This is a genomic window from Bradyrhizobium sp. WSM4874, from assembly GCF_055811835.1.
This window is the reverse complement of record NZ_JBVVPR010000002.1, coordinates 238,576-261,785: the sequence shown is the minus strand read 5'-3', so window position 1 is coordinate 261,785 and position 23,210 is coordinate 238,576. Positions and strand designations below refer to the sequence as shown.

The 23,210-nt window shown below is 58.2% G+C and carries 25 protein-coding genes and 1 tRNA gene; 14 read left to right on the top strand and 12 right to left on the bottom strand.

Going from position 1 to position 23,210, the window contains the following annotated elements:
- Window positions 1-78 precede the first annotated feature (78 nt).
- Both AC0L3P_RS03600 and AC0L3P_RS03595 read left to right on the top strand, forming a co-directional pair.
- The gene (locus tag AC0L3P_RS03600) at window positions 79-675 is read left to right on the top strand and encodes a beta-1-3, beta-1-6-glucan biosynthesis protein (protein ID WP_354258212.1); all 597 of its coding nucleotides are present in this window, start codon (window positions 79-81) and stop codon (window positions 673-675) included.
- Window positions 676-889: 214 nt separating this feature from the next.
- Window positions 890-3,565, top strand: coding sequence for a glycosyltransferase (locus AC0L3P_RS03595; protein ID WP_354210043.1), 2,676 nt, complete (start codon window positions 890-892; stop codon window positions 3,563-3,565).
- A gap of 132 nt (window positions 3,566-3,697) precedes the next feature.
- On the opposite strand, the gene AC0L3P_RS03590 is transcribed toward AC0L3P_RS03595, so the two are convergent.
- Window positions 3,698-3,880, bottom strand: a complete 183-nt coding sequence (locus AC0L3P_RS03590) for a hypothetical protein (RefSeq protein WP_473300995.1) — start codon at window positions 3,878-3,880, stop codon at window positions 3,698-3,700.
- Between the two features lie 2 nt (window positions 3,881-3,882).
- Between AC0L3P_RS03590 and AC0L3P_RS03585 the strand changes: the two genes are divergently transcribed.
- The 3 genes from AC0L3P_RS03585 (at window position 3,883) to AC0L3P_RS03575 (ending at window position 6,545) form a co-directional block, all read left to right on the top strand.
- Window positions 3,883-3,958: transfer RNA gene (locus tag AC0L3P_RS03585), tRNA-Lys, on the top strand.
- Window positions 3,959-4,116: 158 nt separating this feature from the next.
- Complete coding sequence (locus tag AC0L3P_RS03580) at window positions 4,117-4,998, top strand: HNH endonuclease (protein WP_473300994.1); 882 nt, start codon at window positions 4,117-4,119, stop codon at window positions 4,996-4,998.
- Window positions 4,999-5,144: 146 nt separating this feature from the next.
- Window positions 5,145-6,545 carry an AlbA family DNA-binding domain-containing protein gene (locus tag AC0L3P_RS03575; protein ID WP_473300993.1) on the top strand — a complete coding sequence of 467 codons (1,401 nt, stop codon included), beginning with the start codon at window positions 5,145-5,147 and terminating at the stop codon, window positions 6,543-6,545.
- Window positions 6,546-6,576: 31 nt separating this feature from the next.
- On the opposite strand, the gene AC0L3P_RS03570 is transcribed toward AC0L3P_RS03575, so the two are convergent.
- Window positions 6,577-7,794, bottom strand: coding sequence for a hypothetical protein (locus AC0L3P_RS03570; protein WP_473300992.1), 1,218 nt, complete (start codon window positions 7,792-7,794; stop codon window positions 6,577-6,579).
- A gap of 242 nt (window positions 7,795-8,036) precedes the next feature.
- Between AC0L3P_RS03570 and AC0L3P_RS03565 the strand changes: the two genes are divergently transcribed.
- Window positions 8,037-8,567: a DUF6998 domain-containing protein gene (locus AC0L3P_RS03565; RefSeq protein WP_473300991.1), complete on the top strand. Its 531-nt coding sequence runs from the start codon at window positions 8,037-8,039 to the stop codon at window positions 8,565-8,567.
- A 164-nt stretch (window positions 8,568-8,731) separates the two neighbouring features.
- On the opposite strand, the gene AC0L3P_RS03560 is transcribed toward AC0L3P_RS03565, so the two are convergent.
- Both AC0L3P_RS03560 and AC0L3P_RS03555 read right to left on the bottom strand, forming a co-directional pair.
- A complete protein-coding gene (locus AC0L3P_RS03560; RefSeq protein ID WP_473300990.1) occupies window positions 8,732-9,499 on the bottom strand; it encodes a competence protein CoiA in 768 nt (255 codons plus the stop codon).
- A 518-nt stretch (window positions 9,500-10,017) separates the two neighbouring features.
- On the bottom strand, window positions 10,018-10,707 hold the full coding sequence (locus AC0L3P_RS03555; RefSeq protein WP_473300989.1) for a recombinase family protein: 690 nt from the start codon (window positions 10,705-10,707) through the stop codon (window positions 10,018-10,020).
- A 196-nt stretch (window positions 10,708-10,903) separates the two neighbouring features.
- Between AC0L3P_RS03555 and AC0L3P_RS03550 the strand changes: the two genes are divergently transcribed.
- Window positions 10,904-11,722 carry a hypothetical protein gene (locus AC0L3P_RS03550; RefSeq protein WP_473300988.1) on the top strand — a complete coding sequence of 273 codons (819 nt, stop codon included), beginning with the start codon at window positions 10,904-10,906 and terminating at the stop codon, window positions 11,720-11,722.
- Window positions 11,712-12,905: a hypothetical protein gene (locus AC0L3P_RS03545; RefSeq protein ID WP_473300987.1), complete on the top strand. Its 1,194-nt coding sequence runs from the start codon at window positions 11,712-11,714 to the stop codon at window positions 12,903-12,905. Before AC0L3P_RS03550 ends, AC0L3P_RS03545 begins: the two co-directional genes overlap by 11 nt.
- Window positions 12,906-13,226: 321 nt before the next feature.
- On the opposite strand, the gene AC0L3P_RS03540 is transcribed toward AC0L3P_RS03545, so the two are convergent.
- From AC0L3P_RS03540 to AC0L3P_RS03520, 5 genes are all read right to left on the bottom strand, one after another.
- Window positions 13,227-13,457 (bottom strand): hypothetical protein, encoded by a 231-nt coding sequence (locus AC0L3P_RS03540; protein ID WP_473300986.1) that lies wholly within the window; start codon window positions 13,455-13,457, stop codon window positions 13,227-13,229.
- Window positions 13,458-13,538: 81 nt separating this feature from the next.
- Window positions 13,539-14,048 carry a DUF5681 domain-containing protein gene (locus tag AC0L3P_RS03535; RefSeq protein WP_473300985.1) on the bottom strand — a complete coding sequence of 170 codons (510 nt, stop codon included), beginning with the start codon at window positions 14,046-14,048 and terminating at the stop codon, window positions 13,539-13,541.
- 29 nt (window positions 14,049-14,077) lie between these two features.
- On the bottom strand, window positions 14,078-14,815 hold the full coding sequence (locus AC0L3P_RS03530) for a helix-turn-helix domain-containing protein (protein ID WP_473300984.1): 738 nt from the start codon (window positions 14,813-14,815) through the stop codon (window positions 14,078-14,080).
- 116 nt (window positions 14,816-14,931) lie between these two features.
- Entirely contained in the window at window positions 14,932-15,177 is a 246-nt protein-coding gene (locus tag AC0L3P_RS03525) for a helix-turn-helix transcriptional regulator (RefSeq protein ID WP_473300983.1), read from the bottom strand.
- Window positions 15,178-15,349: 172 nt separating this feature from the next.
- Complete coding sequence (locus AC0L3P_RS03520; RefSeq protein WP_473300982.1) at window positions 15,350-16,609, bottom strand: tyrosine-type recombinase/integrase; 1,260 nt, start codon at window positions 16,607-16,609, stop codon at window positions 15,350-15,352.
- 1,595 nt (window positions 16,610-18,204) lie between these two features.
- On the opposite strand from AC0L3P_RS03520, the gene AC0L3P_RS03515 reads away from it, so the two are divergent.
- The gene (locus AC0L3P_RS03515; RefSeq protein WP_275171140.1) at window positions 18,205-18,420 is read left to right on the top strand and encodes a hypothetical protein; all 216 of its coding nucleotides are present in this window, start codon (window positions 18,205-18,207) and stop codon (window positions 18,418-18,420) included.
- Between the two features lie 89 nt (window positions 18,421-18,509).
- On the opposite strand, the gene AC0L3P_RS03510 is transcribed toward AC0L3P_RS03515, so the two are convergent.
- The gene (locus AC0L3P_RS03510) at window positions 18,510-18,695 is read right to left on the bottom strand and encodes a hypothetical protein (protein WP_275171141.1); all 186 of its coding nucleotides are present in this window, start codon (window positions 18,693-18,695) and stop codon (window positions 18,510-18,512) included.
- 202 nt (window positions 18,696-18,897) lie between these two features.
- Between AC0L3P_RS03510 and AC0L3P_RS03505 the strand changes: the two genes are divergently transcribed.
- The 5 genes from AC0L3P_RS03505 to AC0L3P_RS03485 all read left to right on the top strand — a co-directional run bounded on the left by AC0L3P_RS03505 (window position 18,898) and on the right by AC0L3P_RS03485 (window position 21,223).
- A complete protein-coding gene (locus AC0L3P_RS03505; RefSeq protein WP_275171142.1) occupies window positions 18,898-19,254 on the top strand; it encodes a hypothetical protein in 357 nt (118 codons plus the stop codon).
- Between the two features lie 111 nt (window positions 19,255-19,365).
- Window positions 19,366-19,749, top strand: coding sequence for a hypothetical protein (locus AC0L3P_RS03500; protein ID WP_473300981.1), 384 nt, complete (start codon window positions 19,366-19,368; stop codon window positions 19,747-19,749).
- Between the two features lie 48 nt (window positions 19,750-19,797).
- Window positions 19,798-19,989, top strand: coding sequence for a hypothetical protein (locus AC0L3P_RS03495; RefSeq protein WP_084777559.1), 192 nt, complete (start codon window positions 19,798-19,800; stop codon window positions 19,987-19,989).
- 69 nt (window positions 19,990-20,058) lie between these two features.
- The gene (locus AC0L3P_RS03490) at window positions 20,059-20,241 is read left to right on the top strand and encodes a hypothetical protein (RefSeq protein ID WP_354059290.1); all 183 of its coding nucleotides are present in this window, start codon (window positions 20,059-20,061) and stop codon (window positions 20,239-20,241) included.
- Between the two features lie 823 nt (window positions 20,242-21,064).
- On the top strand, window positions 21,065-21,223 hold the full coding sequence (locus AC0L3P_RS03485) for a hypothetical protein (RefSeq protein ID WP_354101069.1): 159 nt from the start codon (window positions 21,065-21,067) through the stop codon (window positions 21,221-21,223).
- A 263-nt stretch (window positions 21,224-21,486) separates the two neighbouring features.
- Here AC0L3P_RS03485 and AC0L3P_RS03480 read toward each other — a convergent pair whose 3' ends face one another.
- Complete coding sequence (locus tag AC0L3P_RS03480) at window positions 21,487-21,642, bottom strand: hypothetical protein (protein WP_473300980.1); 156 nt, start codon at window positions 21,640-21,642, stop codon at window positions 21,487-21,489.
- Between the two features lie 8 nt (window positions 21,643-21,650).
- Window positions 21,651-23,147 carry a DUF6056 family protein gene (locus AC0L3P_RS03475; RefSeq protein WP_473300979.1) on the bottom strand — a complete coding sequence of 499 codons (1,497 nt, stop codon included), beginning with the start codon at window positions 23,145-23,147 and terminating at the stop codon, window positions 21,651-21,653.
- Between the last annotated feature and the right edge of the window lie 63 nt (window positions 23,148-23,210).

Sequence of the window (23,210 nt, the reverse complement as noted above, 5' to 3'; positions counted from 1 at the left end):
GAGACCCATTTGGACGCCATCACCGGGCGCGTCCGCGAAGGTCCTGACGCGGACGGGCAGTGATATATTGGGGAATTCATGCGGCAACGGGTGTTCGAGTTACGAAATGCGGTCCTGCGGCAGTTCGCCGCCACCTTGGCCGTTTCTTCCCTTGTCATCCTGATGGGTATCGGCGCGGCCTCCGCCCAGAGCGGCACGCCCGCTCCAGACCAGAGCAAGGCAGCCGCCCAGCCCGCCGACGCGGCCAAGGATGCCGCCCAGAACCAGCGCCGCACCGACGAGTTCGCCGAAGCAGCCCAGGTCATCAACGGTCCGGCCGGCAACCCCGAATGCGTCTGGCTCGGCCGGCGCGTGGTGCGGTTGATGTGGCGGGATGACCTCGATACCGCATTCCGCCATCTCGACCTCTACGATCGCTTCGGCTGCCCCGGCGGCCACATCCAGGCCGCCTTCCGCTGCTTGACCCGCTTCGGTGGCCAGATCGATCCCAAGGTCGCCGAGACCCTGGACAGCCGCGTGCACGCTTGCTGGATCAACCCGGCGTCGCAGCCGCAGCAGGCGGCGGCCGCGGCCGCGGCCTCGCAGCCGGCCGCGCCGGCAGCGGGCAATGCGCAGCCGCAGCCGGCCGCGAGCCCCTCGCCGGCGGCAAGCCCATCACCGGCGCCCCCGAAATAGCCGCGATTGTTTCAGCCTCCGTTCAGGAACGATCGGCGATAGAGGCAATTGGCACTGCTGCGAATTTCGAAATGTGCATGCCCTCATACGGTCATGAGGCGATGACAGTTGTGAAACCGCGCGGCAGAGGTATGCTCCATTTGCCGCGGACTTGGTCGGATCTCGGGGTCGGATCCGCTTCCCTGCCCCCTCAGCCCCTTTTGGTTTAGCCGCGATGCGGGTTGTCGCCGCCGTTCTGTTGCTTGTGTCCGCGCTCCACGCCGGCCTCTGGGGAGTCTTGCGCGACAAGGAACCCGCGCCCGACTTCAAGGGCTTGCTGCCCAGTGTCTCCTACGCGCCGTTCGAGGGCTCGGCTCACCCCGACATCGACAACATTCCGTCGGTGGAGAAAATCCGCGCCGACCTGAAGACGCTGTCGACGATGACGCGCGCGATCCGTCTCTATTCGTCCACCGGCGGCGTGGAACTGGTGCCGCCGATCGCGGCCGAGTTCGGCCTCAAGGTCACCGTCGGCGCCTGGATCGACAAGGACAAGGATCGCAACGAGCGCGAGATCAAGGCCGCCATCGAGCTCGCCCGCAAGAACAGCAACGTCAACGGCGTCGTCGTCGGCAACGAGGTGATCTATCGCGGCGAGCAGAAGGTCGAAGACCTCATCGAGATGATCAAGAAGGTCAAGGGCTCGGTGCGCGTGCCCGTCACGACCGGTGAAATCTGGAACATCTGGCGCGACAATCCCGACCTCGGCTCCAACGTCGACTTCATCGCCGCCCACGTGCTGCCCTATTGGGAGAACTTCCGCTCGGACCAGGCGGTCGATCAGGCCGTCGACCGCTACAATCTGTTGCGCAACCTGTTCCCCGGCAAGCGCATCGTGATCGCCGAGTTCGGCTGGCCGAGCGCGGGTTACAATTTGCGCAACGCCGACCCCGGTCCGTTCCAGCAGGCACTGACCTTGCGCAACTTCGTCAGCCGCGCCGACGCCATCGGCATGGAATACAACATCGTCGAGGCCATCGATCAGCCCTGGAAATACTTCGAAGGCGGCGTCGGTCCGTACTGGGGCATCCTCAACGCCAGCCGCGAGCCGAAGTTCGCCTGGACCGGGCCGGTGGAGAATCCCGACTATTGGAAGCTGATGGGCGTCGCCCTCCTGGTCGGAATCCTGCTGTCGCTGCCGATCCTGCGGCTGCAGCAGCCGACGGCGAAGCAGGCGTTCCTGCTGTCGGCCACCGCCAATGGCGTCGGCGCCTGGGCCGCCACCGTGTTCGCGTTCTGGAACGGACACTATTTCATCTTCGGCTCCGCCTTCGCGCTCACGCTCGGCATGATCCTGCTTGTTCCCCTCGTGCTGATCGCGATGGCGCGCATCGACGAGATCGCGGCCGTCGCGTTCGGCCGGCCGCCGCAGCGGCTGCTCACGAAAGGCAAGCCGGTCGAGGACGTGCCCGAGAATTATTACCCGAAGGTCTCGATCCACATTCCCGCCTATTTCGAGCCGGTCGAGATGCTCAAGCAGACGCTCGATGCGCTGTCGCGGCTGAATTATCCGAACTACGAATGCGTCGTCATCATCAACAACACGCCCGACCCTGCCTTCTGGCAGCCGATCCAGGATCATTGCCGCGCGCTCGGTGAACGCTTCAAGTTCATCAACGCCGAGAAGGTGCAGGGCTTCAAGGCCGGTGCGCTGCGCATCGCGATGGACCGCACCGCCGTCGACGCCGAGATCATCGGCATCCTCGACGCCGACTACGTCGTCGATCCCGACTGGCTCAAGGACCTCGTGCCGGCGTTTGCCGATCCCAGTGTCGGCCTGGTGCAGGCGCCGCAGGAACATCGCGACGGCGACCTGTCGATCATGCACTACATCATGAACGGCGAATATGCCGGCTTCTTCGACATCGGCATGGTCCAGCGCAACGAGACCAACGCCATCATCGTGCACGGCACGATGTGCCTGATCCGCCGCGCCGCGATGGACATGGCCGGCGGTTGGTCGTCCGACACGATCTGCGAGGACAGCGATCTCGGCCTTTCCATCCAGCAGCTCGGCTGGACCACGCACTACACCAACCACCGCTACGGCCAGGGCCTGCTCCCCGACACCTACGAGGCCTTCAAGAAGCAGCGTCACCGCTGGGCCTATGGCGGCCTCCAGATCGTCAAGAAGCACTGGCGGAACTTCCTGCCCGGACGGAGCCGGCTGACGCCCGACCAGAAGCGCGAATATGGCCTGGGCTGGCTGAACTGGCTGGGTGCCGAAAGCCTCGGCGTGGTCGTGGCGCTGCTCAACCTCGTCTGGGTGCCGATCGTCGCCTTCGCCGACATCGCCATTCCCGACAAGATCCTGACGCTGCCGATCATCGGCGCCTTCATCGTCTCGCTCGTGCACTTCTTGTCGATGTACCGTGCGCGCGTCGCGATCAAGCCCGGCCAGATGCTGGGCGCGATGATCGCGGCGATGAGCGTGCAGTGGACGGTGTCGCGCGCGGTGGCGCAGGGACTGATCACCGAGCACATTGCGTTTGCACGCACGTCCAAGGGCGGCCTGTCCAGGATGTCGATCGAGTTCCAGGCGTTCTGGGAGGCCGTGATCGGTGCCCTGCTCCTGATCGGCGCCGGCGTGCTGGTGGCCTCCAACAGCTATCGTCAGATCACCGAGATCTACATCTTCGCCGGCGTGCTGGTGCTCCAAAGCCTGCCGTTCCTGGCCGCGGTCGCCATCGCCATCCTCGAGCTCAGCCGCATCAACTCGTTCCAGTTCTGGCGCGACAGCGCGATCCGCACCGCCGAGCTGATCGGCCTGCGCCCGGTCGCGCTGCCGACCCCCGCCGGCACGCCGCAGCAAGTGCCGGTGCCAAGCGAGGTCCGGCGGGAGGCGAACTGACGGGGCTCCGAACGCGGCATCCGGCCTATCGGCGAACGTCGCGGGTTCTTCGGCGTGGATGGCGGCCCGCCATTCCGGTTGAAAATCCCGGCTCAAGCATTGGAAACGGCGAGCGAACTCCCGCTGTTGCCTTCAACTTCGGCAACCACCCGAGCTATTGACCTCCGCGCCCCATCCCCCTACACAGCGCGGGCCGAAAGCATGATCCGGAAACAGCCGGTTTTTCCGCAACCCTTGCGTCAAATTGGGCGGCAAGACATGCTTTTCCAAATGACCGAAGACGATGGCGATCTCTTCAAAGCCATCGGCGGCCATGGGAGCGCGTAGCTCAGCCGGTAGAGCACGTGACTTTTAATCACGGGGTCCTGGGTTCGAGCCCCAGCGCGCTCACCAATAAAATCAGCTATTTAAACAGAATTTTCAAAGTTCCCCCTCCCCCGAAAATCGTGGTGGGAGGGTTGTGGGAGGGATGCAGTAGCGGGGGCCGTTCGCAAAACCCACGACCTCGCCCGACGGTTTGATGCTCGCCGATCTCGCGCGCTTGGAGACCTATGATGAAGGCACCTTGGTTCGTAACTCAGTGCATTGGTTGCCTGGAAGAAAGGCCCTTGACCGAGGAACACGTAATACCACGTTCACTTGGCGGCGATCTGACTTGTGAATTTCTATGCAAACCCTGCAATGACGCGTTTGGATCTACCTTTGAAGCTGACGCAAAGACCGACCCCGCCATTCGGTTAGCCGTTGCAAATCTGGCCAACGTTTTGCCCCCATCAGTATTTCAGCGGATCGAGGAAGGCCAAAACTACACCGCACAGAGCGGCCCAGTCGCGGTGCGCGCGACGTACCGTGCGGGCGAGCTAATGCCTAAGACCTTTCGACACAGCGATGGGTCATTGATGGTGCCAACCAAAGACGCGGCGGCGCACATTGAGCGAATGGCTGCAAAGCATGGTCACGCTGGCGAATTTGCACGGGTAGCGGCAGCACGCATAAACAGTTTGCCAGAACAGACAAAAGTTGAGCTAGTGCCCGGCATCAGCGTAATAAATTGGCCGACAGATCAGGCAACGCCAGATTTGAGTGCTGCCCCGGTTAATGAGCTAGTGCTCGTAAAGACAGCCTTTGAATTCTTAGCTTTATTGTTAGGAGCGGCGATTTGCGAACCCGTTCCCGCACTTGGCCAAATCCGAGACGCGCTGAAAGGAAGTGGCGACGCGTCTAGTTATCGTGTCGAGCGACTTTTGAGCTCTACCTATGCCCCCTTCCACGGGCTTTGCTTCGAGGGGAATGATCCGCATGCTCAAGTGCAAATACGCCTGTTTGGGAAACTCGCTTTTCGCGTTCATTTCCTCCACTTGGCCGTAGACGCGCCCAAGGCCTTGTATACACACACTCTGACGACCGGGGAGCATAGCTTCCTCCAACGATAAGACTGGCGTAAAATTCGACCGGAGCCGTAAGGATTACGCCGCTCGCCAAGAGCGGGCGCATAAGGAGCGCACGCGCTCCACGCCACTGAACGTGTATACTGGCAGACGTCAGAGTCATTTCTAGACCCCAGAGCCGTTGGCGACCTATGGTAGATCGAAAACTCATCGAAGCTCTTGTGGCCAATCCGTCGGAGAGCCTCACAGTTGAAGTAAAGCGGTGGATTGATCCGACCGACACACTAGGCATCGCTAAGATCGCTAAGGGTGCTATCGCCCTTCGCAACCGTAATGGCGGCTTCCTTGTCGTCGGCTTCGACGACGCCACCATGGCCCCCGATGTCGCTAACGAACCGCCAAACGCCAAGGGCCTTTTCCATATCGACATAATTCAGGCGATTATATCGAAGTACACGTCGCAACCGTTCGAGGTCGCTGTTGAGTGGGTTGACCGTGACGGTAGGGAATACCCGGTTCTCGCTATTCCATCCGGCATCAAGGTGCCAGTCGCCGCAAAGCGCGATTTAATGGATGACGGTAAGGCGTTGGTCCGCGAAGGGGCAGTCTATTTCCGCTCACTTGGTTCTAACGGCACCGCCAGCACAACCGAGGCCAAACATACTGATTGGAGTGAGATCGTCGAAATATGCTTCGACAATCGTGAGGCTGATTTCGGGAGGTTCTTTCGGCGGCATTTATCCAGCGTGGATCACGGCTCGCTCGTATCGTTCCTAACCAGCGCGGCATCGCCCGCTCCAACGCTCTGCGATCAAGCAAATGCTGTGATCGAAGCTGGGGAGACGCGCTTCAATGAAACTATCAAGCAGCGCAAGCTATCCGCCGACGAAGCAGCGCTGGTTCAGCGGGCGTTTTGGAGCATCGGCATGGTCATCGCGCCCTCGCACCCGGAAGCGATACCAGACCAGGAATTTCTCGAACGACTTGCATCGAGCAACCCAAGATACACCGGATGGCCAATCTGGCTGGACGCTCGCCTCATGTCGAAACCCGAAAATCGACCCAGGGTCGTCAAAGGTGCGTTTGAATATCTGATCGTCTCCCCGTCTCCCGACTTCTCAGATCATGTTGATTTCGCGCGGCTCAATCCAACGGGTGAGTTTTTCCTTCATCGGCTTCTTCAAGATGATGGAGTTCCCCGTAATGTAACGCCGGGACAAGCTCTTGATCCAACCCTAGTGGCGCTTCGCGTGGCCGAAGCCATGGCGGTCGGAATTTCGTTTGCAAAGGCGCTGGGCTACGTCCCGGACCAAACGACGGTCGGCTTTGCCTTTCGTTGGCACAATCTCAAAGGGCGCAGCCTCACCGCTTGGGCAAACGACCGTTACCTTCTGCGCGATGGGGGTGTTGCCCATGACGACAGCATTGAAACATGCGTCCAATTCTCACTCGATACGCCGCTATCGGCCCTAGCGCAGTTCGTTGACGAAGCGACAAAGCGGTTATTCGCGGCATTTGATGGTGCGGTGATGCCGCGCATTACTATTGACGACCTAGTCAAAAGATTGGTTGAGCGCACGCTAGGTTGGTAGCGTCAGCGCGAAAACCACTCGGCCAGAACCATCATCTTCGTGGTTCTAGTTCCAGCGAACTCCAATCGGGTGACCGCCCGAGGGCGAGAAAGCTCGAAAGCAATTCTCTATACGCGGTCAAACACCGCCGCACTGTTTCCTCTAGCTCCCCTTCGGCGCGGCGGCTCAGGTCGCTGCCGTGCGTCGCCGCGCTCCTCAATCTGAAAAGTCCATTTATCAAATCTCGATTAGCCTGACGCAACCCAAGTTCGCCCCCGATCATCTGAGCAGAACGCACGCTGACCTTCCATCCCATTGGCGAGGCATCGGGACCCGGACCGCTAACTGCAATCTCGAACGCAAGCTCCAAATCAAGAACTCTGTCCACAGGCTTGGACCGACACTGACTGAGAGTGAACCGCTCCATTGAGCGAAGAAGGCGAGAACGTAGCTCTTCCGGTAATGCGCCGTATCTTTGCAATTGGTCTTGAAGATCGGCAGTGTTGATTGGTGTGAAGCCGGCGACACGTGGCGGGATTTCAGGAAGTATCCAAGCTAACGAATTCTCCCACTGATTAATGTCCAAATCCTGATCCGCGTACTCGAACCAGCAACCGATTGCCAACGGATGACCTACCGCTACGGCCTCAATAAACGACCAAAGATCGCGGGCTTCAGATTGCAGTTCATTAATCCTTCGGAAAGGGGTGACGTCTGTACCTATGTAAGGGAAATTTGGCACCTCTCTAACAAAGGCCAAGCGAGGCGCGTCGAAGTAGTTATGCGCCAACCAAGCAGAATTGTCATAACACGTTCTTGCTCGCTCCAAGATCCGGCGCTTCATGAATGTGTCCTGCAATGCATCGAATGGCATGATGCGGGATGATCCATCTTGCAAAGCAAATTCGCGGTCGGTGGAGGTGCCCCAGATGGCGACCTTGAAAAGTCCAGTTGCAGTGTGAGTAGCCAATAGTCGCAGCAACCAATCGACCGCTCCGGGAATTTCATTACCTTCTGTCCGCTCGGCCTTACGAAAAAGATGCATTGCAAATAAATGCGCATCGATCACAGGTCCAGAGCCACCGCTGTAAAGCATGTGCCCGGCCACTCGCTGGAACGCGGTGCACTTGGCAATCGCGTCGCAAAGGGCATCGACGATTGACCCATGGGGCTCTGAAAGTAAACTAGGTCGCGGCTCCTGCTCTTTATATGCCTTTAACGCGCTTTCTAGCGCCGCGATCAAAAGGCTTCGGTCAACATCAGATGTCATTGCAACAGTCCTCCGACAGCGACCGCGCGCAAAGCGGGGAAAGCCGCCTTGCGACCTAACGGCGTTTACCGCGAAGGACCGTCGCTCCGACTTTCCAGGATCATTCGATCCGCTGTCGTCACGCCGTGCAATCCGCGTAAACCTATTACTTGGGAAAACTTCATCTCGATTGGCCGCAGAGCAGGCCTTGGCCCCGTCTAACGTCAGCAAGGTTGCTCACGAGTACTTGCATGAATTGTAGCTTGTGGGAAGATACCGCCGCGGGGCAGTTGGGCTATATGATCACAAAAGAGCAGCGGTTGGAGGCCATGAAGGGCGTTCTTGCATCGCTCTTCGCTTCGCAGCGCACGTTGAAGTCGCTGGCTCCAAACTTCAAATGGGCTGGGCTAGGTAACCTCCTGGGTGACTACGGCGAGTTCATCGCTATTGAAGCCTACAATCTGCAACAAGCACCGCGCGGAGCGAACGGATATGATGCGGTTACGGCGGAAGGCAAAAAGGTCCAAGTGAAAGCAAACTACGCGGCCTCCCAAATTGGCTTTCGAGGCGACGCCGATATGCTGCTTTGTCTCAAGATCGATCTAAATGGTGATTGGACAGAAATCTACTACGGTGACTTCGCACTTGTGAAACGGGCGGCGAGGTATTCGGCACGCGACAATAAGCACATGGTACCGATCAGCGCGTTGCTAAAAATAGCCAAGGCTGGGTACGTCCTGCCGGAGGTTCTACCGATTGCGGAGCCTGCGACAAACGCCGACGAACCTATCTAAAGCGAAAGCCGTACTGATCGATGAAGTGTTAGCCGGGGAGTAGTCTTCGTCACTTTGCGAGAGGCCGTTCGTGAAACAAGCATGCTTGCGTCCTAATTTTTCCCTCCCCCGGTGGGGCTGGCCAAGCATGCTTCCCCCCGCTTACTCCGCGGGCAGATCGTCCCTTAGAGGCGCCGCGTGCTCCGCGTAGAATAGCGGGGGAAGCCCGGAAGTGGCGGCCCCTGTACGTGTTGGGCACACGCAATCTCGCGGTCACGGGCGAAGATATGATCAAACATCTGTTCAAGGTTGACCGCGTGGCGATGAGCCTTGACGAACTCCGCGCGAACAATCGGCGACAGATAGGCCAACACGTCACCGCTAAGCGGATAAAGTCGCCAAAGAGGGCTGTCATCTTGCTCAGTCTCGCCGAAGTCGAAATAGACCGGCGCGCGGCTCTTTCCCCAATCGCGCAAAAGGGCGCTGCCGTCGTATCGGTGGATTGCATAAGTCGGCACTCCCGATGCGACGCGTAGCGGACGAAGCAAATCAAAGAACTTCGTTCGGTCGCGGAGACGCCTGACGGCGTTAACGACCCAGACCAATTTAGGGTAAAATTCCTCGCGAGAGACCCGCTCAGCTTCGCTCAACGCCGAGTATTGAAATTCCAGAACCAGGCCGCTCTCCGTTTTAACGTCGGCCCGATGTCTTTCTCCGCTTTGCGCAGTATGTCCAATCTCTTGCCATTCGACGGGAAATTGGTTTTTCCACGACCGATGCCATTCCGTTTCCGGCTCCCACCAAGGATCGCAGGCTTTGGACTTCAAGTGCGCCCAATGCCACACGCGGTGTTGTCCACATTTGGCGACCATGGCATGACCGCAATCGCGGCATTTTCCAGTAAAGCCCGGCTGTGCCTCTCGATTATTCCCTTCGATCTCAGCAAACTTCATTGGCCGTCTCCCCAAGCATACTGATCAAACATTGCTCAAAGCTCGTCGGAAATCCACCGGGTTCTCTTAGACCTGCGCCTGACGCTGCGGCGCGCAACGACGCAAACGCAAATACATGCGTAGACGCGAATGCAGACACAGACGTAGACACAGACGTAGGCGTAGACGTAGACGTAGACGCAGCCGCAGCCGCAGCGGAGTAAATCCACGGGCAGCGAGACCGATCAAAAAGCTCGCGTCATCGTGATAGCCGTCCCGCTCTCGGAGAATGGGCCAATCGCGTCGGTTTGGGGGATGAAGTGAGGACTTCCGCTCCGTCCCCATAAGAAGACATCGTCACTGCCCGCTGCGGCTTGTCGCCCTCGTCAATAGCCCAGGCACATAGCTCCGGATTGTTTTGCTGCTCGGCTTCCTGGGGGGCTTTGCGGACAATGATTGCTTTCGTCTGGAATTTGCCCGACCCATCGGTCCGCGGAAAAAATGCGTGGCGCCGCGTCCTGACGCTCCGCGTTGTCGCGTCACTTCCTATCGAGCATGAGCTTGATGGCCGTCGCAGCGTATTGATTGCCGTTCTTTGTGACGTGACCGGCTTCCGCGAGCGCTGCCGAGATTTCGCGGAGAGATCGTTTGCCGCCCTTGGGCCTCGCCCGTGCCAGTCTGCGCGCTAGTTCGACGGTCTCAGGCTTCTGCTCGGCAATCGACTTCCTGCCCTCCACCTTCACACCCGTGCGGCGCTTGCGGTCACGAGCGCCCTTCAGCTTCGCCACGAGCATGGCCTTCTCAAATTCGGAGATAGCACCCAGGACTTGCCGGATCAGGCGGGCCGTGGGCGTGTCGTCTAGGAACGAAGTTGGGCTGTCAGCGGCGATGAGGTCGATGCCCCGTGCTTTCAGCATCGCGAAGCCTACTTCCTGCACCATCAGGTCGCGGGCGAAGCGGCTTGCAGTTTCAACGATGATGGTCTTGGTGCCGTTGGCTTCGAGGGCTTCAAGCATCTTTGCGAAGCCAGGGCGGGTCTCGATGGGGTCGGAGCCTCTGACCGCCTCATCGTGAAAGGAGCCGACAAGCTCGACACCGGCGTGCTTGGCGAACCCCTCGACGGCTGCCGTCTGCCTCAGGCCGCTGTCCTTGTCCTCACCAATGTTTGCGGCTGACGAGGTGCGCAGATAGGCGTAAGCCTTGATGATTTTGGTCGATACGCCAGCCATTTGCATGCCTTGTTTGTACGTTATTCTTCAGAAATAGATACAACTCCCCTCCGACGCAACATGAATTTGGGCAGCTTCGATCAGCACGGCTGGTGGACAAGCCAAGAGCGGCGGAGCCCACATCTTGCCTCTCCCATTGTTCGCGAGCATCTTCGTGTTGTTTAATCTCACAGTTGCACGCCCGGAAAGGTGCCCCTTGGCCGCAAAAAAGCCGAAGCCGATTAATCTTGATCAGACTGCTCAGGCAGGATGCGGAGACCTTTTAGAGGTCATGCTGTTCGCTCCTCAAGGCGCGAACGATCAGGACTTCCTCCTAGGTGCTGACGTTCGCTTTGGGACGATGGTAATAGCGTCGGACGATTGGTCAAAGTCAGTGGAAATCGGTTTGGCGAGGGCCACGCTTGGATTGGACCTCAACGGCTGCGACATCGATCCTTCCTCTCACCGCTACGGAGACAGAAAGCCGACCGCCGCGAAGGCGCACGTGCAACGCTCCCGGGTTGACAGTGCCGCGGCTCACGCGAAGGGAAGCATTTCAATTGGCGCGAAATTGAAGAGCGCAACCATCGGCGCGGGCGAAAGCGAGATCAATCTTGGAGCGGGAGTCTCGAAAGAGACCAAGGTCTCATCAACAGAAACCCAAGTCGCGGACCGACGAGACGAGCCCGTGGTCGCAATGTCGGCCAATCGTTGGCGCTTTTCCGCCGTTGCCGAAAACTACATGCAATCCCGATATTCAGGTGACGAGGCGCTTTGCAAGCTACGCGTGATCGCACCTAAGGTCAGAGTGGAAGGGCGCCTGTCTTTCCAGCCAAAAGACATATTCATGATCGACGTTGAAGCGGCTCCAGCATTTTTGGATCGGTTCAAGAAATCTCCCAACCAAGCTGCAATTGCGAAGGTCCTTCTTGCGAAGCATCTCAAGGAAATAAATCAGGTAGCCGATAAAGCAGGCTCGGGATCGATAGTTGGTTGGATCTCAACTCTTCAAGGCGACCTCAAACATGATGACTGACGCGCTGAGGGCACTCTTCGCGCTAATCGAGACCGAGGAGGAAAATTTCGCTGTCTTGGTAGAGCGCTTTGGCATCGATCCAGCTAAAGACCTGCAAAACTGCGATCTCGCCAATGTTGATTTCGGAGAATTCTCGGCAGACATATTGGACTTGACTGGATCGAGCATCCAAGGAGCCGATCTTTCTAGACTGAAATGCAAGAAAGTTATCGGGGTTGAAATACCCTCGTATGAGCCAACCAACCCGAGCAAGACTACTCTTGACGAGGTGATCTTGGCCGTCAGGCGATACCAAAACGGTGATTGGTCGCTGGATCAAATTATCCGTACTGTCACGGAACGATCCGCACCCGTCCTGGCGTTCTACAACACAACAGCGGAACAAGACCTTCTCACAAAGCGTGTATGCGCGCATTTTGGCGAAGCTTCCCACCTTCGAGAGGGCTTCAACTCTCACGCCAGCGGGCTGAAACTTCTCTGGTTCTACTCCAAAGCCAACAACGCGCCGTTTAAGCTCAATCCGGCGATGCTGGACAACGCATTTTTTGAAACTTTGAAGACGACCAAGACGTCCGACGATATTGGTATATATCCATTCAGGCCGAACCAGGCCGCGGTCACACATATCAGAGATAGCGTCCGGTCTGGCACCTATGCGGAGATGCGCGCCGACTTCATCAAGCAACTCAGGAGAGAACTTGCCTCGCGCTCAATGAAAGAGGCACTTTTCCTTCGTGCGCCGAGCCTTCTCGTGTTCTCCGGTTTCCCGCCTATATCAAAGCGGTTTGAAATTGAGATACAGGAGGCGATGAATGTTAAGCTAATCTTTCTTTGCTCGTCCAATTGGGAGCCGTACTATTCGCAAAACCGCGGAATGTCATGGCGACGGGTGGCCGCCCCTGCGTACTCCATTGGTGAGCCCAGGGTCGTGGAAGCTGACGTTCGCCGGATAAGTAAGCGTATCGAAGTGGCGTCACGAGGCAAGATAGTAGTCGATGACAGTATAAGAAAATGGCTGATGGAGGACCTCGTGGACGAACCGATGGCGAAGCTGAAAAGCAATTTGGTGAACGAACTAAGACGAGCGTTCCCCGGTGGCTCTTTGCCTGACAAGGGCGTCTTCGCTATGGTACGTCAAGCTCCCGTGCTCGTAATAAAAACGGATCGCGATGAGTACGACTGACCCAAACGTGTGAGTACGCTCTTGGAGCAAAGCGCGCTATCGCCCTCGGTGAGCATCGCGGCGTTTCCCCGCGTGTGGCTCGCTTCTCCACGGGCGATGATCCCGAAGCTCCGTGGCTCGGATAGAATGCGGCCGATCTTGAAGCCCGCTGCGCTGCCTGTGGTCGCTGATGCTCAAGGGTTTAGTCTGTCGTAGAAATTCCGCGGTGGAAAATCGTGGCCCAGGACGCCCCGTGCTCATGACATCCATTTTCTCAACAGACGAAATCAACTTTATCGCGCCGCATGGGTACGTTGAGGAAGACGTTTGTGATGGTCGTTATTAGTCTAAGGACAGGGACAATTTCTCGCGCACAACGATGTGGTGCACGTACTGTTCGGTGGACAATTTAAGCGCGTCATCAAGCTGATCCTGGCTGATGTTCGGAAACAGGTTGCGCAACGCGGGTTCGAGATCGTCCTGCCAGCCTTGGCTTATCCCGTCCTTTGCCTTTGCGAACTCGAAAGCGTATTCGGCAACGTCGTTGATATCGTATCTGATCGCAGTGGTCATAACGCACTCTCCGTTCTTCCGAGTGGTTGGTCGTCGTCCGGATCGTTGTCGCGTGTTACGTAACAATCGCCAAATTGGAAACTAGCGCCCTGGCTCCGGGATGATGGGGGGCGCTGGATGGCGGGTCCTTTCATGTGAAACGATCCGATATAGTTGTTCGTCGGAAAGCCGCTCGATCATCTTAGGGCCATCCCCGGCATTGGCGATCTCGAATGCCTTTGCGACCCTCACCAAAACGGCAGAAACGGTATCTGCGTCGTCGGGGGTGATCGTGCCGGACGAAACGGCGGCGACCACGTCGGACAAGGCGTCCGCCGCGTCGCGTGCGGTGTAGATCGAACGCAAGGGGAAGGCGACGGGGCTACCTTTCTTGGCCGGGCAAATCCGCTCAAGGCAAAGGCGCATCGCGACCACGTCGCCTCCGAGCGCCATTTGGACTGCCTTCCGCGTCAACGCTTCGGCCTCGCCTTCAAGCAAGCTTTCGACGGCGACAGTTACGGCGTTGCGTGAGCCGCGTGGACGGCCGTTCGGATTGCCGGATCGGCCCGGTTCAAATTGGCCTGCTCTCCGACCTGTTTCTACTGTCGGCATTGTCCGATCTCCGCTCGCGCGCGCGGTTCCTAACTTATCGCCGTGCGCACTTTCAGCCTTACCTCTGCCGCTGACATTTCTAGCATTTCATCAGTGAGACGTCCCGCGCTCTCAAGTTCGGTGAGCCGCTCAAGCTCTGCTTCGGACAATTCCATCAGTATATTCCAGCCTCCAACGCGCTCTGCAATCCGGTTTTGGACCACCTCTTTACGCTCCTTGCGTTCCGGATCGCGAAGCGCGCCCGTCAGGGAGCGCCGTAGCGAGCGATCCGGCCCCTGGACTTCGAGAGGACTCCCGGTAGTTCTAGATGGTTCAATAGATAGTTCGTGTGGCGGCTGCTCCACTCCTGCGGTGGCATCCTTGCCATCTTTGTTCTCGCCCCTTCCACCGGTGGCGTCCGCTCCACCGGTGGTGTGGGCTCCACTAGTGCGCTTGGGGTGAAGCCCAAATTGATTGGTGCTTCTAGGCGAACCGCCCTTCGATCCACGCAAGCTGACGTAGCCCGCCGCGATCAGCGCCTTCACAGCGTCTATAACGGTATCGCGGCTCATGCCGATCATGTTCGCAATTGTCTGATAGCTGGGATTACACTGGCCGGTCGTGGCGTTGCGAAATTTTAGCAGTAGGACCATCGCGACCAACTTCGCCGAAGCCGTCAACGTTGGGTCGGCCGTAATCTGCCAAAGTATCGAATAATGAATGGGCTGCGGGTTCCTCCGGCGCGACAAAGAGGGACCGGGAATGGAGAGATCGCTTTTGCTGATCACCTTCCGCTCCTCAATGCGCCAAGGTGGCTATGCGATTGGGGAGGTCGGCAAAGGTTGCGACCGCAGACTTGCCCGCGCGCGTCGGGCTTGCGAAGCTGATGCATGACACAGCCTGATCACAGGGCGGCCTGCCGCTTGCCCTGTGCTCTCCCCGTCGAACCCAGGGCACCCGCAGCGGTCGAGCGCGCGGCAATGGCAGACTTGACGTAGGCCTCGATTTCCGAGGTCAACCAGCCGACGCGGCGTTCACCAATCGGCACTCGCCGGGGAAATTTCCCCATGCGCTCAAGATGATCGACATGCCTGCGGCTGAAGCTTATGCCGTGATCGCGCAACTCATGAAAGGTCAACAGTTTCGGCATTCGCCGTCCCTCCCCTACTCGCTTTTTGAAGTAAGCACCGAGCCGGATGGGCAACGTACACGGCCAAAGGCAGGTGACGTTGCTTCGAGGGGGTGGGCGCTCTAGCCATAACTAGCTTTAAAGCGCCCACGTCTGTCAAGCCGAACAGAACGGAAGTCGAATAGAACCTTGCTCAGGCCGCGGCTTTGAGCGCCGGCTTGGTGATGGTCTCAATGTAGTCGCCCCACGCTTGCATCGCCGCGATCCGTTCATCAAGGTAGGTCGCAAAGTTGTAATGCTTCCGCACACCACCTTTGACCGCAGGCTTGTGGTTGATGCAAGTGTCGGTGATATGCGGCGGGAGTTTGAGGATGTCCTGTCCCAAGGTTTCAAATGAGCGGCGGAAATCATGTAAGCCCCAATCGCCCTTCACCTTCTCACCGATGCGTTCTTTCAATTCGGCCATGGACTTCGACCAGCCGGAGTAACCGCCCTTTCCGCTCCCGAACACATGATGTGCGCTGTCAGGCCGTGCGGTGTGCTGCGCCAACAGCGCCAAGGCCTGCCTTGACAGCGGGATCAGAAACGTCTTGCGGTTCTTTGAGAGGCTTTCGTGTTCGGTCTCGCCCAGCTTGGCGAGACGCGTCGCTTCGCGAATGCCAATCTGACCACCGAACGTAATTATTGCGTCATCGCTATTGAGTTCATGCTTGCGCAGGCCGCCGATTTGGGTACGGCGCGCCGCCGTCAGCATGATCAGTTTGACGATCCGGCCATGCTCATCATCGCCGGCGGCGTGCCAGATGATCGCAAGTTCGTTTGGCTGCAACACCCGATCACGCGGCACGCTTTCAAATTTCTCGGTGCCGTTGACCGGATGATGATCGGCAAAACCTTGGCCGATGCTCCAACTGAAAAATTTCGACAAGGTGGCGCGAGCCCGCGTCATTGCGATCTTGCCGCGCTCATGGCGGATGATACCGAGTTCGCGCGACACCGTAGCGCGGTCGATCAGCTTGATCGGAATGGCATGCAACGCGGCGAAGTAGACTTTAAGCTGATTGGCCTGCGTATCGACATAACTTTTCGAGCGCCCCTTATCGCGCTGCGCTTGCAGAAACCCTTCAATCAGATCTGGCATCGAGCCAGCCAGATCGGCGAGCGCCAGCGCCTTCTCGACCGCCGGGCTGATGTTCTTGGACACCTTGGCTGCAAAGTCCTTCGCCGCATCCTCGGCAACCTTGAGGGTGATAGCACCGACCTTCCCGACCTTGATGGTCTGATCTTTGCCGCCAATAGAATAGTAGTACGTGTAGGTGCCGACGCCGCCATTACGGAACCGGATTGCGAGCCCGGCGAGCGCTGGATGCTTCACCTTGATGTCGGCCTTCTCGACAGGTGGCCGGAGCTTGAGGACACTCGCCTCCGTCCAGCTTGCGGCCTTTTTGCTCATGACGGCCCTGATGCGGGAGGGTTATGGGAGGGTCTGGGAGGTTTTCTAATCTCCTTTCGTCTCCGAACAGTCTTGAGGTCTACATCACAGAAACCGCTTGTTCAACAGCCTCTTAATCCACTTATCTCTCGTTATCTCTGCTCTCTTCCACTACTGAAAAATCCGCATTTCGTGACTTTTAATCACGGGGTCCTGGGTTCGAGCCCCAGCGCGCTCACCAAGCAAAATCAAGCGCCTAGCCGAGAAAACAAACCTCCTACCCTCCTCCCGAAAATCTCATGTGCACACACCATGCACACGGGAGAGCAGCTTTGACAGCGCTCGTGGGGCTCATCCGTCGGATGGTGCGGGGTCGTGTGCGAACTCGCGAGCAGATGGAGCAAGTCTGCCGTGAATGGGCTGAGAGGATTCAGCACGAGCCGAGTCGAGCTGCGCTTCTGGAAGTTGCCGAGAACTATCGCAAGGCCACCTGCTAGGACAGAGCCCAAGTTATCGTCCGTGCAAGAATGCTCCCTAAAAAGTACAGCCAAGCCGCCATGGAAAAAAGGATACCGAACCCGAAAGTTAGGGCGATGGCTATGTCCGTCAATCTGGCCTTTGATGATGTTTCCGGCGCTGCCTCGCCGATCTGTTCCAAAGCATTCATTACGCCACCCCCGCGCGATCGGGAAAAAGCGGCAACCGGGAGGAAAGCAGTTCGTTCCTAAAGCAGTTGAGTAATCACGGGTAACGCCTCGGTGAATGAAACCATTCGCCGCTTCCGCGAAGCACTGACGAAACATTGGGGGCTCAGTCTCCCCTCGCTCACGAGCGGGATCTCAAAATGATCGTATTCAACACCTTTGCAGTCGTTCTTGGTGCCGGCGTCCTTTTCACGATGTACTCCGGTGACCTGGGCACGGACGTGGTTCTCGCCATCGCCGCCTGCTTTGCATAAGGCCCGCCGGCGTGAATCTCGTCCATACGAGAGGCCGCCCACTGAGGCGGCCTTACCTTCCTCCCGTCACGACACGAAAACGACGGGCCGCCAGTTTGTCAGGCGGCACGCGAACCGGATTGAACTTTGTATCGTTCCGCTGAGCGCGCTTGCAGTGGGGGCAGACGAAAAGGTGGGCGATGATCTCTTCCTCTTTGCCGCGGACTAGCTCCGAGCGAAACCATCCCATGGTGACGCGGCAATTCGGACACTCCGGGGGTTCAAGTTGCTCCATTGCTTTCTTTAGTAGGTCCATGCCACGCCCCCTGTTCGGGAAACAGTAGCAAAGCGTATCCGAGCGCGACGTATCAAACGATACACAAGGGGCGATCCTGAACGCGAAAACTTCTGACTCCAAAATAACAATTGTTGTGGCTGGAACATAGGCGACCGGGAAAACTAGGCAAGCGGGTGAGCCTGCCGATTGTGAAATAGATCATATTGCGAGCCAGAGATGCCGCGATACGATCATCGCACCGGGGCTGGCTGCATATTTCACTAAGATCTTTTTCACCCGGCTTTTTTGACAATGAGGCCGCAGCAGCCCCCTGCTGCGGCCTTCGTGTTCACGGCGCTTAGTACCAATGAGTTCGGCGTCCTGTGCCATGGAGAAGGTATTGTGTCCAAAGAGAAAAATTGCTTGATCGTTCGTGCTGCCGGAAGACAGCTGGATCTTTTGCGCGGCGAAGCCTCCCGCATCGCGAAAGGCAGTAACGTCGATTGGTGGATCGATCAGGCGGAGATCGGCACTCGCTTCTGCTTCGAAGATGCAAAGGCAAAAGAGTCATTCGCTCTCGCTTGTGACAACTTCGGTATTCCCTGCCAAGACGCCTAGCCCCCGCTTTGGCAACTGACGAGTAGGCCCACCAGCGTGAACCGGCGGCCCTGTGGCACGGGCATTGCTCATATCTAGTTGGCTGGGGATTAAGAGGACCCAGTTTGGTACAGGGCGCCGCCGGGACGCTTCATTTCGAGCCCGGCGGCGTATCTTTCTGGAACATCAAAGGCGATGCAGCGCTTGCTGAGCAGAGCAAGGTACATACTGGCCCTTAGGGCGTAGCGGGTCAGCCGCAACCGGTAGCGCATGAGCAGGAGCTGGATCAGGCGCATGGAGGCTCCCCATGCCAAGCGGCTCGGTAGTTGCGCTCCAGCTTGTCCAACATTTCGGACAAGTGAAACACGGCAAAGCACAGCTCTGTCCGCTCGCTGGACCCGTGAAACTGCTCACAGGCGATTGCGTAGCCGGTACGGCCTTGGGCCGGAACGATCGTCCGGCCGGACGATTGCTTCCTCTTTGAGTAGGAGTTGCGTCATGCGTCATGCGCCGTCGATTGTGCCGCTGGATCGTCTCGACCGGGACATTTACCTGGTGCTGGAAGACTTCGGCGCACGCGCCGGCTGCTCCTGGCGCGAGACCGACGAGCAGGACACCGACGTCGAGACCATCATCCGAGACCTGCTCTCCGGGCAGTACGCCTATCCGGTCCGTATTGTCGCCTTCAACGCGATCGAGGGCCGATCTCGCGATGCCACCAGCGAGATCGCAGATGAGCTTGCCGAGCGTGTCACGAGTAGCGAGATCACGCCGGCCTTGCAGGCCTTCGTCCAAGCAAATGCTTCCCGACCTTTTGCTGTACAACTGGCGCTGCCTCTACGGGGAGCCGCCTGACATCAAATCTGTGATCGTGATGTTGCGTGGCAACGCAGTGACGGTGCACGACAGGCACAGTCGTCGGAAGTTCGCGCTTCCCCTTGGCTTTATTTTTTGGTACCAAATAAAATGAAACCAGCAAAAAAGATTCGTACCCAAAAACATCGCGGCCGCCCCGCTACTGGTCAGGGCGTCCAGATCGGCACGCGCTGGCCGGAATCGACTGTCGCTCAGATCGACGCATGGGCGTCGTGGCAGGAAGACACTCCGGCTCGCTCTGAATCCATTCGTCGGCTGGTCACGATTGGCTTGGGCAAACCCGCCCCGGCCGTCGCGGTCACGTCGGCCGCCAAGGCCTCCTCCGAGCGGGCTCGGGAAATGGCGGGTAAGGCGATCGACAAGCTCAAAGACAACAAAGCGAGCCCGGATGACCAGGCCAGCCGCAAGGGGCGGCTCGTCAAGGGGCCCGAGGAATTCCAGAACGTTCGACGCGACCGGCCAAATCGAAAATAAATTGACCGGCGACCGCTTGGTCAATCTCGGCCTGAAGGCAATAAGCAAATGATCAAACCCAAACGGTCGGCCGAGCAACAAGTCGCGGACGAAGCCAATCGAAAGACCCTCAATCCGATAGGATCGAGACAGACCATAGCGGACAGTCAAGCCACTCCGGAGTTTCAGGAGAACCTCAAACGCCTGAAGTCCGAGCGGCTGGAGCGTGAGGCTAGACTGAATCCGAAGCGCAAGGTCTGATTCGAGCTCATCGACCTTTCGCCTCGCCTGGTTGGGCCGGTCAGGCGAACGGGCCGCGTTGGATGGAGGGTGCAGAAGGTCATGGGAATGTTGAAGCGACGGTGGATGATCTTCCTGCTGGTTTCCGTGGTGCTTGTTTGCTCGATCTATGCAAGCGCTCGGTACTATCTCAGCAAATGTCATGGCATGGATGCGTGCGCGGCCGCCGAAGCCGAGAACCATGAGCGTGATAAGCCAGCCGAGCCACAATAGTTTTCGGGTGAAAAGCCGGCTGCAAAGGCGGCGCCTGGGCCGCGGCGGTACAAGGTCGACGGTCACTCGGCCGGGGTGAAACCTCAGCTATTCACATCGGGTTCATGCGTTCCAAGTCACTCTGCGATCTCTGGAGGCTTCCAATGATTATGACCGTTCTTGCAGCCGCATTGATGATGGGACCGGCCACGTCCGATACGGGCCCCCGACCTTCCATCCAGCAGATCCAATATGGTATCCCCAGACACCCGCCCCCGTGCGGTCACGGCTGGGATCTGAGTTCGCGCGACGGGCTTTGCTATCCGAATGGCGCTCTGCCACCCGAGGAGCAAGCCGGGCGCCGGCAATACTACCGAGGCGATGGAGGATACGGCTATCCCCGCTACGGCTCCGGCAGATACCCGGTGCCCTGCGGCGGCGACGGCGTCGATCTCGACGTTCGAGACGGCCAATGCTACCCAACGGGAACAGTGCCCCGGCGCTTTCAGAACAGGCCGCATTATTACTACCGGTATTGAGCCATGGCGTGGCCCGCCAGTGTGAACCGGAGCGCAGATTAAGGTTGGTCCATCTTGCGTCGGAGCTACTCGACGACTGCTCGTTGTTCCTCGACCCCACACACCCGCACCACCTGGTTTGCTTCCGCCCCACTGAGCGCGTGCGCCCGACGGATACCGAACCCGAGTCGCGGCCGGTCCAACGTCGAGGGTGCTAATCCACCGTTTTACAACCTGGGGAAAACTGCCTGCAGGTCAGCGCGCCTGCATTTCGAATCGCCCGTGCGTGCTCGCTGCCTCAGCGTGTTCTGGTTGTGGAGGGGCGCGTGAGCCAGTTTTTGTCCGTGCTGCTGCTGGCGACCGCCATGACTCTGACCCTGTGCTTCGGGGTGGCAGCGTGGCGCCAATCCGCAGTGAAAGACGTCGATATCACTGCCACCATTGCTCATCAGGAAAACGGCTGGCGAGCCAGGCCGACGAACTGAACGTTTTAGCCGGCAACCGTGATCAACGTAGAATGGTGGTGACTCCTCCGCTAGACATGGTGGCGGGCGATGCGATCATCGAGGTCCTGGTTGACTCCCGGGTTCACCCACGGCCGAACACCGACACGCCGCCTGCACCCTTGCCAAACTCAGGATAGGCCTGCCAGCGTGAACCGGCGGGCCCAATTGCTGCGTGAGCAAGTCAGGATTTAATCGTCTCGGTGCCTCTAATCGTGCCTCAACCGCAGCTTTCACACGTTGCTCTATGGATCGCGCAAAATCGGTGAGGCCCACGAATTGAGCACCTGCCAGAACATCCCGAGATCGTCACCCCAGCCATCGGTGATCACCCACTCGTCATGCAGGCTGGCGAGCTTGTATCTCAGATCCTTAAGTGAAGCCCAGAAGCCGTGGGTCACGCTGTCGCCTACTCAGCGCGGTGCACGCTAAGCGTACCGGCGGGCCCCGCTACGATGCTCTCCTTTTGATAGAAGCTCGCGATGCAGTCGTTCGGAAGTCGGCTGGGATCATCGGTCACATCGCTGTTCATCAACGTCGTTGGGCGAACCGTGTGCTGCGCCACCACCAGCCGTTGCTCAGCTGACAGGGTCAGACGCGCATGACGCTCCATGCTCTCAAGCCAAAAGACACCGAAGCTGTCTCGCTCCGACCGAATTTGCGTGCCGACTTTGCTGTAGTTCAACGCTACTGCCAAGCTGGCGCCGAATATCAAAGGCACAGCAATACCCATGACCGATGGAGGCAAAGGTGAGGCGGCGAGGAGCTTCGAAATTCGGTCTCGATGCGATCGGGCAAAAAGTGTGGCGCTCATGGTCAGACTAAATAGCACGAAGGCCAGCACCTCATTCTGCGCCCTCTCCACAAGACGATTCCCGGTCGCATATTGGTGCACGAAATATCCGAAATAGGCGCCGCCTATACCAATGAACGCAACTCCTACGGCCAAGAACTTTCTGTTTCTCGAATCCACGTATTTCGGCTGCGGCAATGCGGTGGTGACCAACACTACAAACAAAAGCCACGTGCCCGTCGCGGGCTCTCTAAACAGGCGACCTAAGCCGATCAAGCCGAAAAGAAACGCCTCCTTCAGTGAGTTCGAAAAATCACCCGCCATCGGAAACTGACTCATGCGCACGGAATTGCCAGGCGCCGAGACCACGACGGCGAGACCAGTGAGGATCGCGAGACCCATCCACAAATGTGCAGCGACCTGGAGGCGTTGCGTAAATAACCAGCGAGCCAGTAGCGAGCAGGAGATCATGCCTATCAGCCAAGCCGCCGTGAACTCATTGCACATAGCCGCGACCAAACCACCGAATGCCATCATCGCCGTCGATGCGCGCGAGAGATTTACTCCATTTTCCGTGGCATTTATGAGTTCAGCAAACATCAAGAGGACGATCGCCGCAGCAACGGTGTAACAAGCGACACCTGGCAACCAGTAGAACATTTGCTGCAGGCTCGGAGCCTCGCTCCCGAGCACAGCCGCGAAGGCCAGCCCGAGCGCAATCTGCTGCAAGATGGTTGTGTCAGGCTGAATCCGTCGCGCGAGAAATATCATCGACACCACAAAGGTGACCATGAAAGCAACCATGATCAGCACGTAGCAGATGAAAAGATCTATGCCTGTCAAGGTGCGGAGGACAGCAGGAAGCTGCATCAGCAGCAACGGCGTGATACGCCCTATCGCGCTGTGGTAGAATACCGAGACCGTTCCGACGATGCCGTATTGGTTATTCGTATAAAAAAAGCAAAAATCGTCGGACTCTGGGATCGAATATAGCGCCAAGCTTAGTAGCTTCAGGATGAACGCGCCCGCTACAACAACGACAATGGTCCACGCAGCCAGTTGCAAACGCGCACATCGAGCATCGGCGTATGCAAAATTGACGTTGGTGTGCATGCATTGTTCTTTGAAAGAAATCGCACTTCTGGTTGTTCAATGACGGATGACAGCGCCTAAAGG

Coding starts and splice junctions, on each gene's coding strand:
- AC0L3P_RS03600 (WP_354258212.1), top strand. CDS start 79: ATGCGGCAACGGGTGTTCGAGTTACGAAATGCGGTCCTGCGGCAGTTC.
- AC0L3P_RS03595 (WP_354210043.1), top strand. CDS start 890: ATGCGGGTTGTCGCCGCCGTTCTGTTGCTTGTGTCCGCGCTCCACGCC.
- AC0L3P_RS03590 (WP_473300995.1), bottom strand. CDS start 3,880: ATGGCCGCCGATGGCTTTGAAGAGATCGCCATCGTCTTCGGTCATTTG.
- AC0L3P_RS03580 (WP_473300994.1), top strand. CDS start 4,117: ATGATGAAGGCACCTTGGTTCGTAACTCAGTGCATTGGTTGCCTGGAA.
- AC0L3P_RS03575 (WP_473300993.1), top strand. CDS start 5,145: ATGGTAGATCGAAAACTCATCGAAGCTCTTGTGGCCAATCCGTCGGAG.
- AC0L3P_RS03570 (WP_473300992.1), bottom strand. CDS start 7,794: ATGACATCTGATGTTGACCGAAGCCTTTTGATCGCGGCGCTAGAAAGC.
- AC0L3P_RS03560 (WP_473300990.1), bottom strand. CDS start 9,499: ATGAAGTTTGCTGAGATCGAAGGGAATAATCGAGAGGCACAGCCGGGC.
- AC0L3P_RS03555 (WP_473300989.1), bottom strand. CDS start 10,707: ATGGCTGGCGTATCGACCAAAATCATCAAGGCTTACGCCTATCTGCGC.
- AC0L3P_RS03545 (WP_473300987.1), top strand. CDS start 11,712: ATGATGACTGACGCGCTGAGGGCACTCTTCGCGCTAATCGAGACCGAG.
- AC0L3P_RS03540 (WP_473300986.1), bottom strand. CDS start 13,457: ATGACCACTGCGATCAGATACGATATCAACGACGTTGCCGAATACGCT.
- AC0L3P_RS03535 (WP_473300985.1), bottom strand. CDS start 14,048: ATGCCGACAGTAGAAACAGGTCGGAGAGCAGGCCAATTTGAACCGGGC.
- AC0L3P_RS03525 (WP_473300983.1), bottom strand. CDS start 15,177: ATGCCGAAACTGTTGACCTTTCATGAGTTGCGCGATCACGGCATAAGC.
- AC0L3P_RS03520 (WP_473300982.1), bottom strand. CDS start 16,609: ATGAGCAAAAAGGCCGCAAGCTGGACGGAGGCGAGTGTCCTCAAGCTC.
- AC0L3P_RS03510 (WP_275171141.1), bottom strand. CDS start 18,695: ATGCGCCTGATCCAGCTCCTGCTCATGCGCTACCGGTTGCGGCTGACC.
- AC0L3P_RS03505 (WP_275171142.1), top strand. CDS start 18,898: ATGCGTCATGCGCCGTCGATTGTGCCGCTGGATCGTCTCGACCGGGAC.
- AC0L3P_RS03500 (WP_473300981.1), top strand. CDS start 19,366: ATGAAACCAGCAAAAAAGATTCGTACCCAAAAACATCGCGGCCGCCCC.
- AC0L3P_RS03495 (WP_084777559.1), top strand. CDS start 19,798: ATGATCAAACCCAAACGGTCGGCCGAGCAACAAGTCGCGGACGAAGCC.
- AC0L3P_RS03475 (WP_473300979.1), bottom strand. CDS start 23,147: ATGCACACCAACGTCAATTTTGCATACGCCGATGCTCGATGTGCGCGT.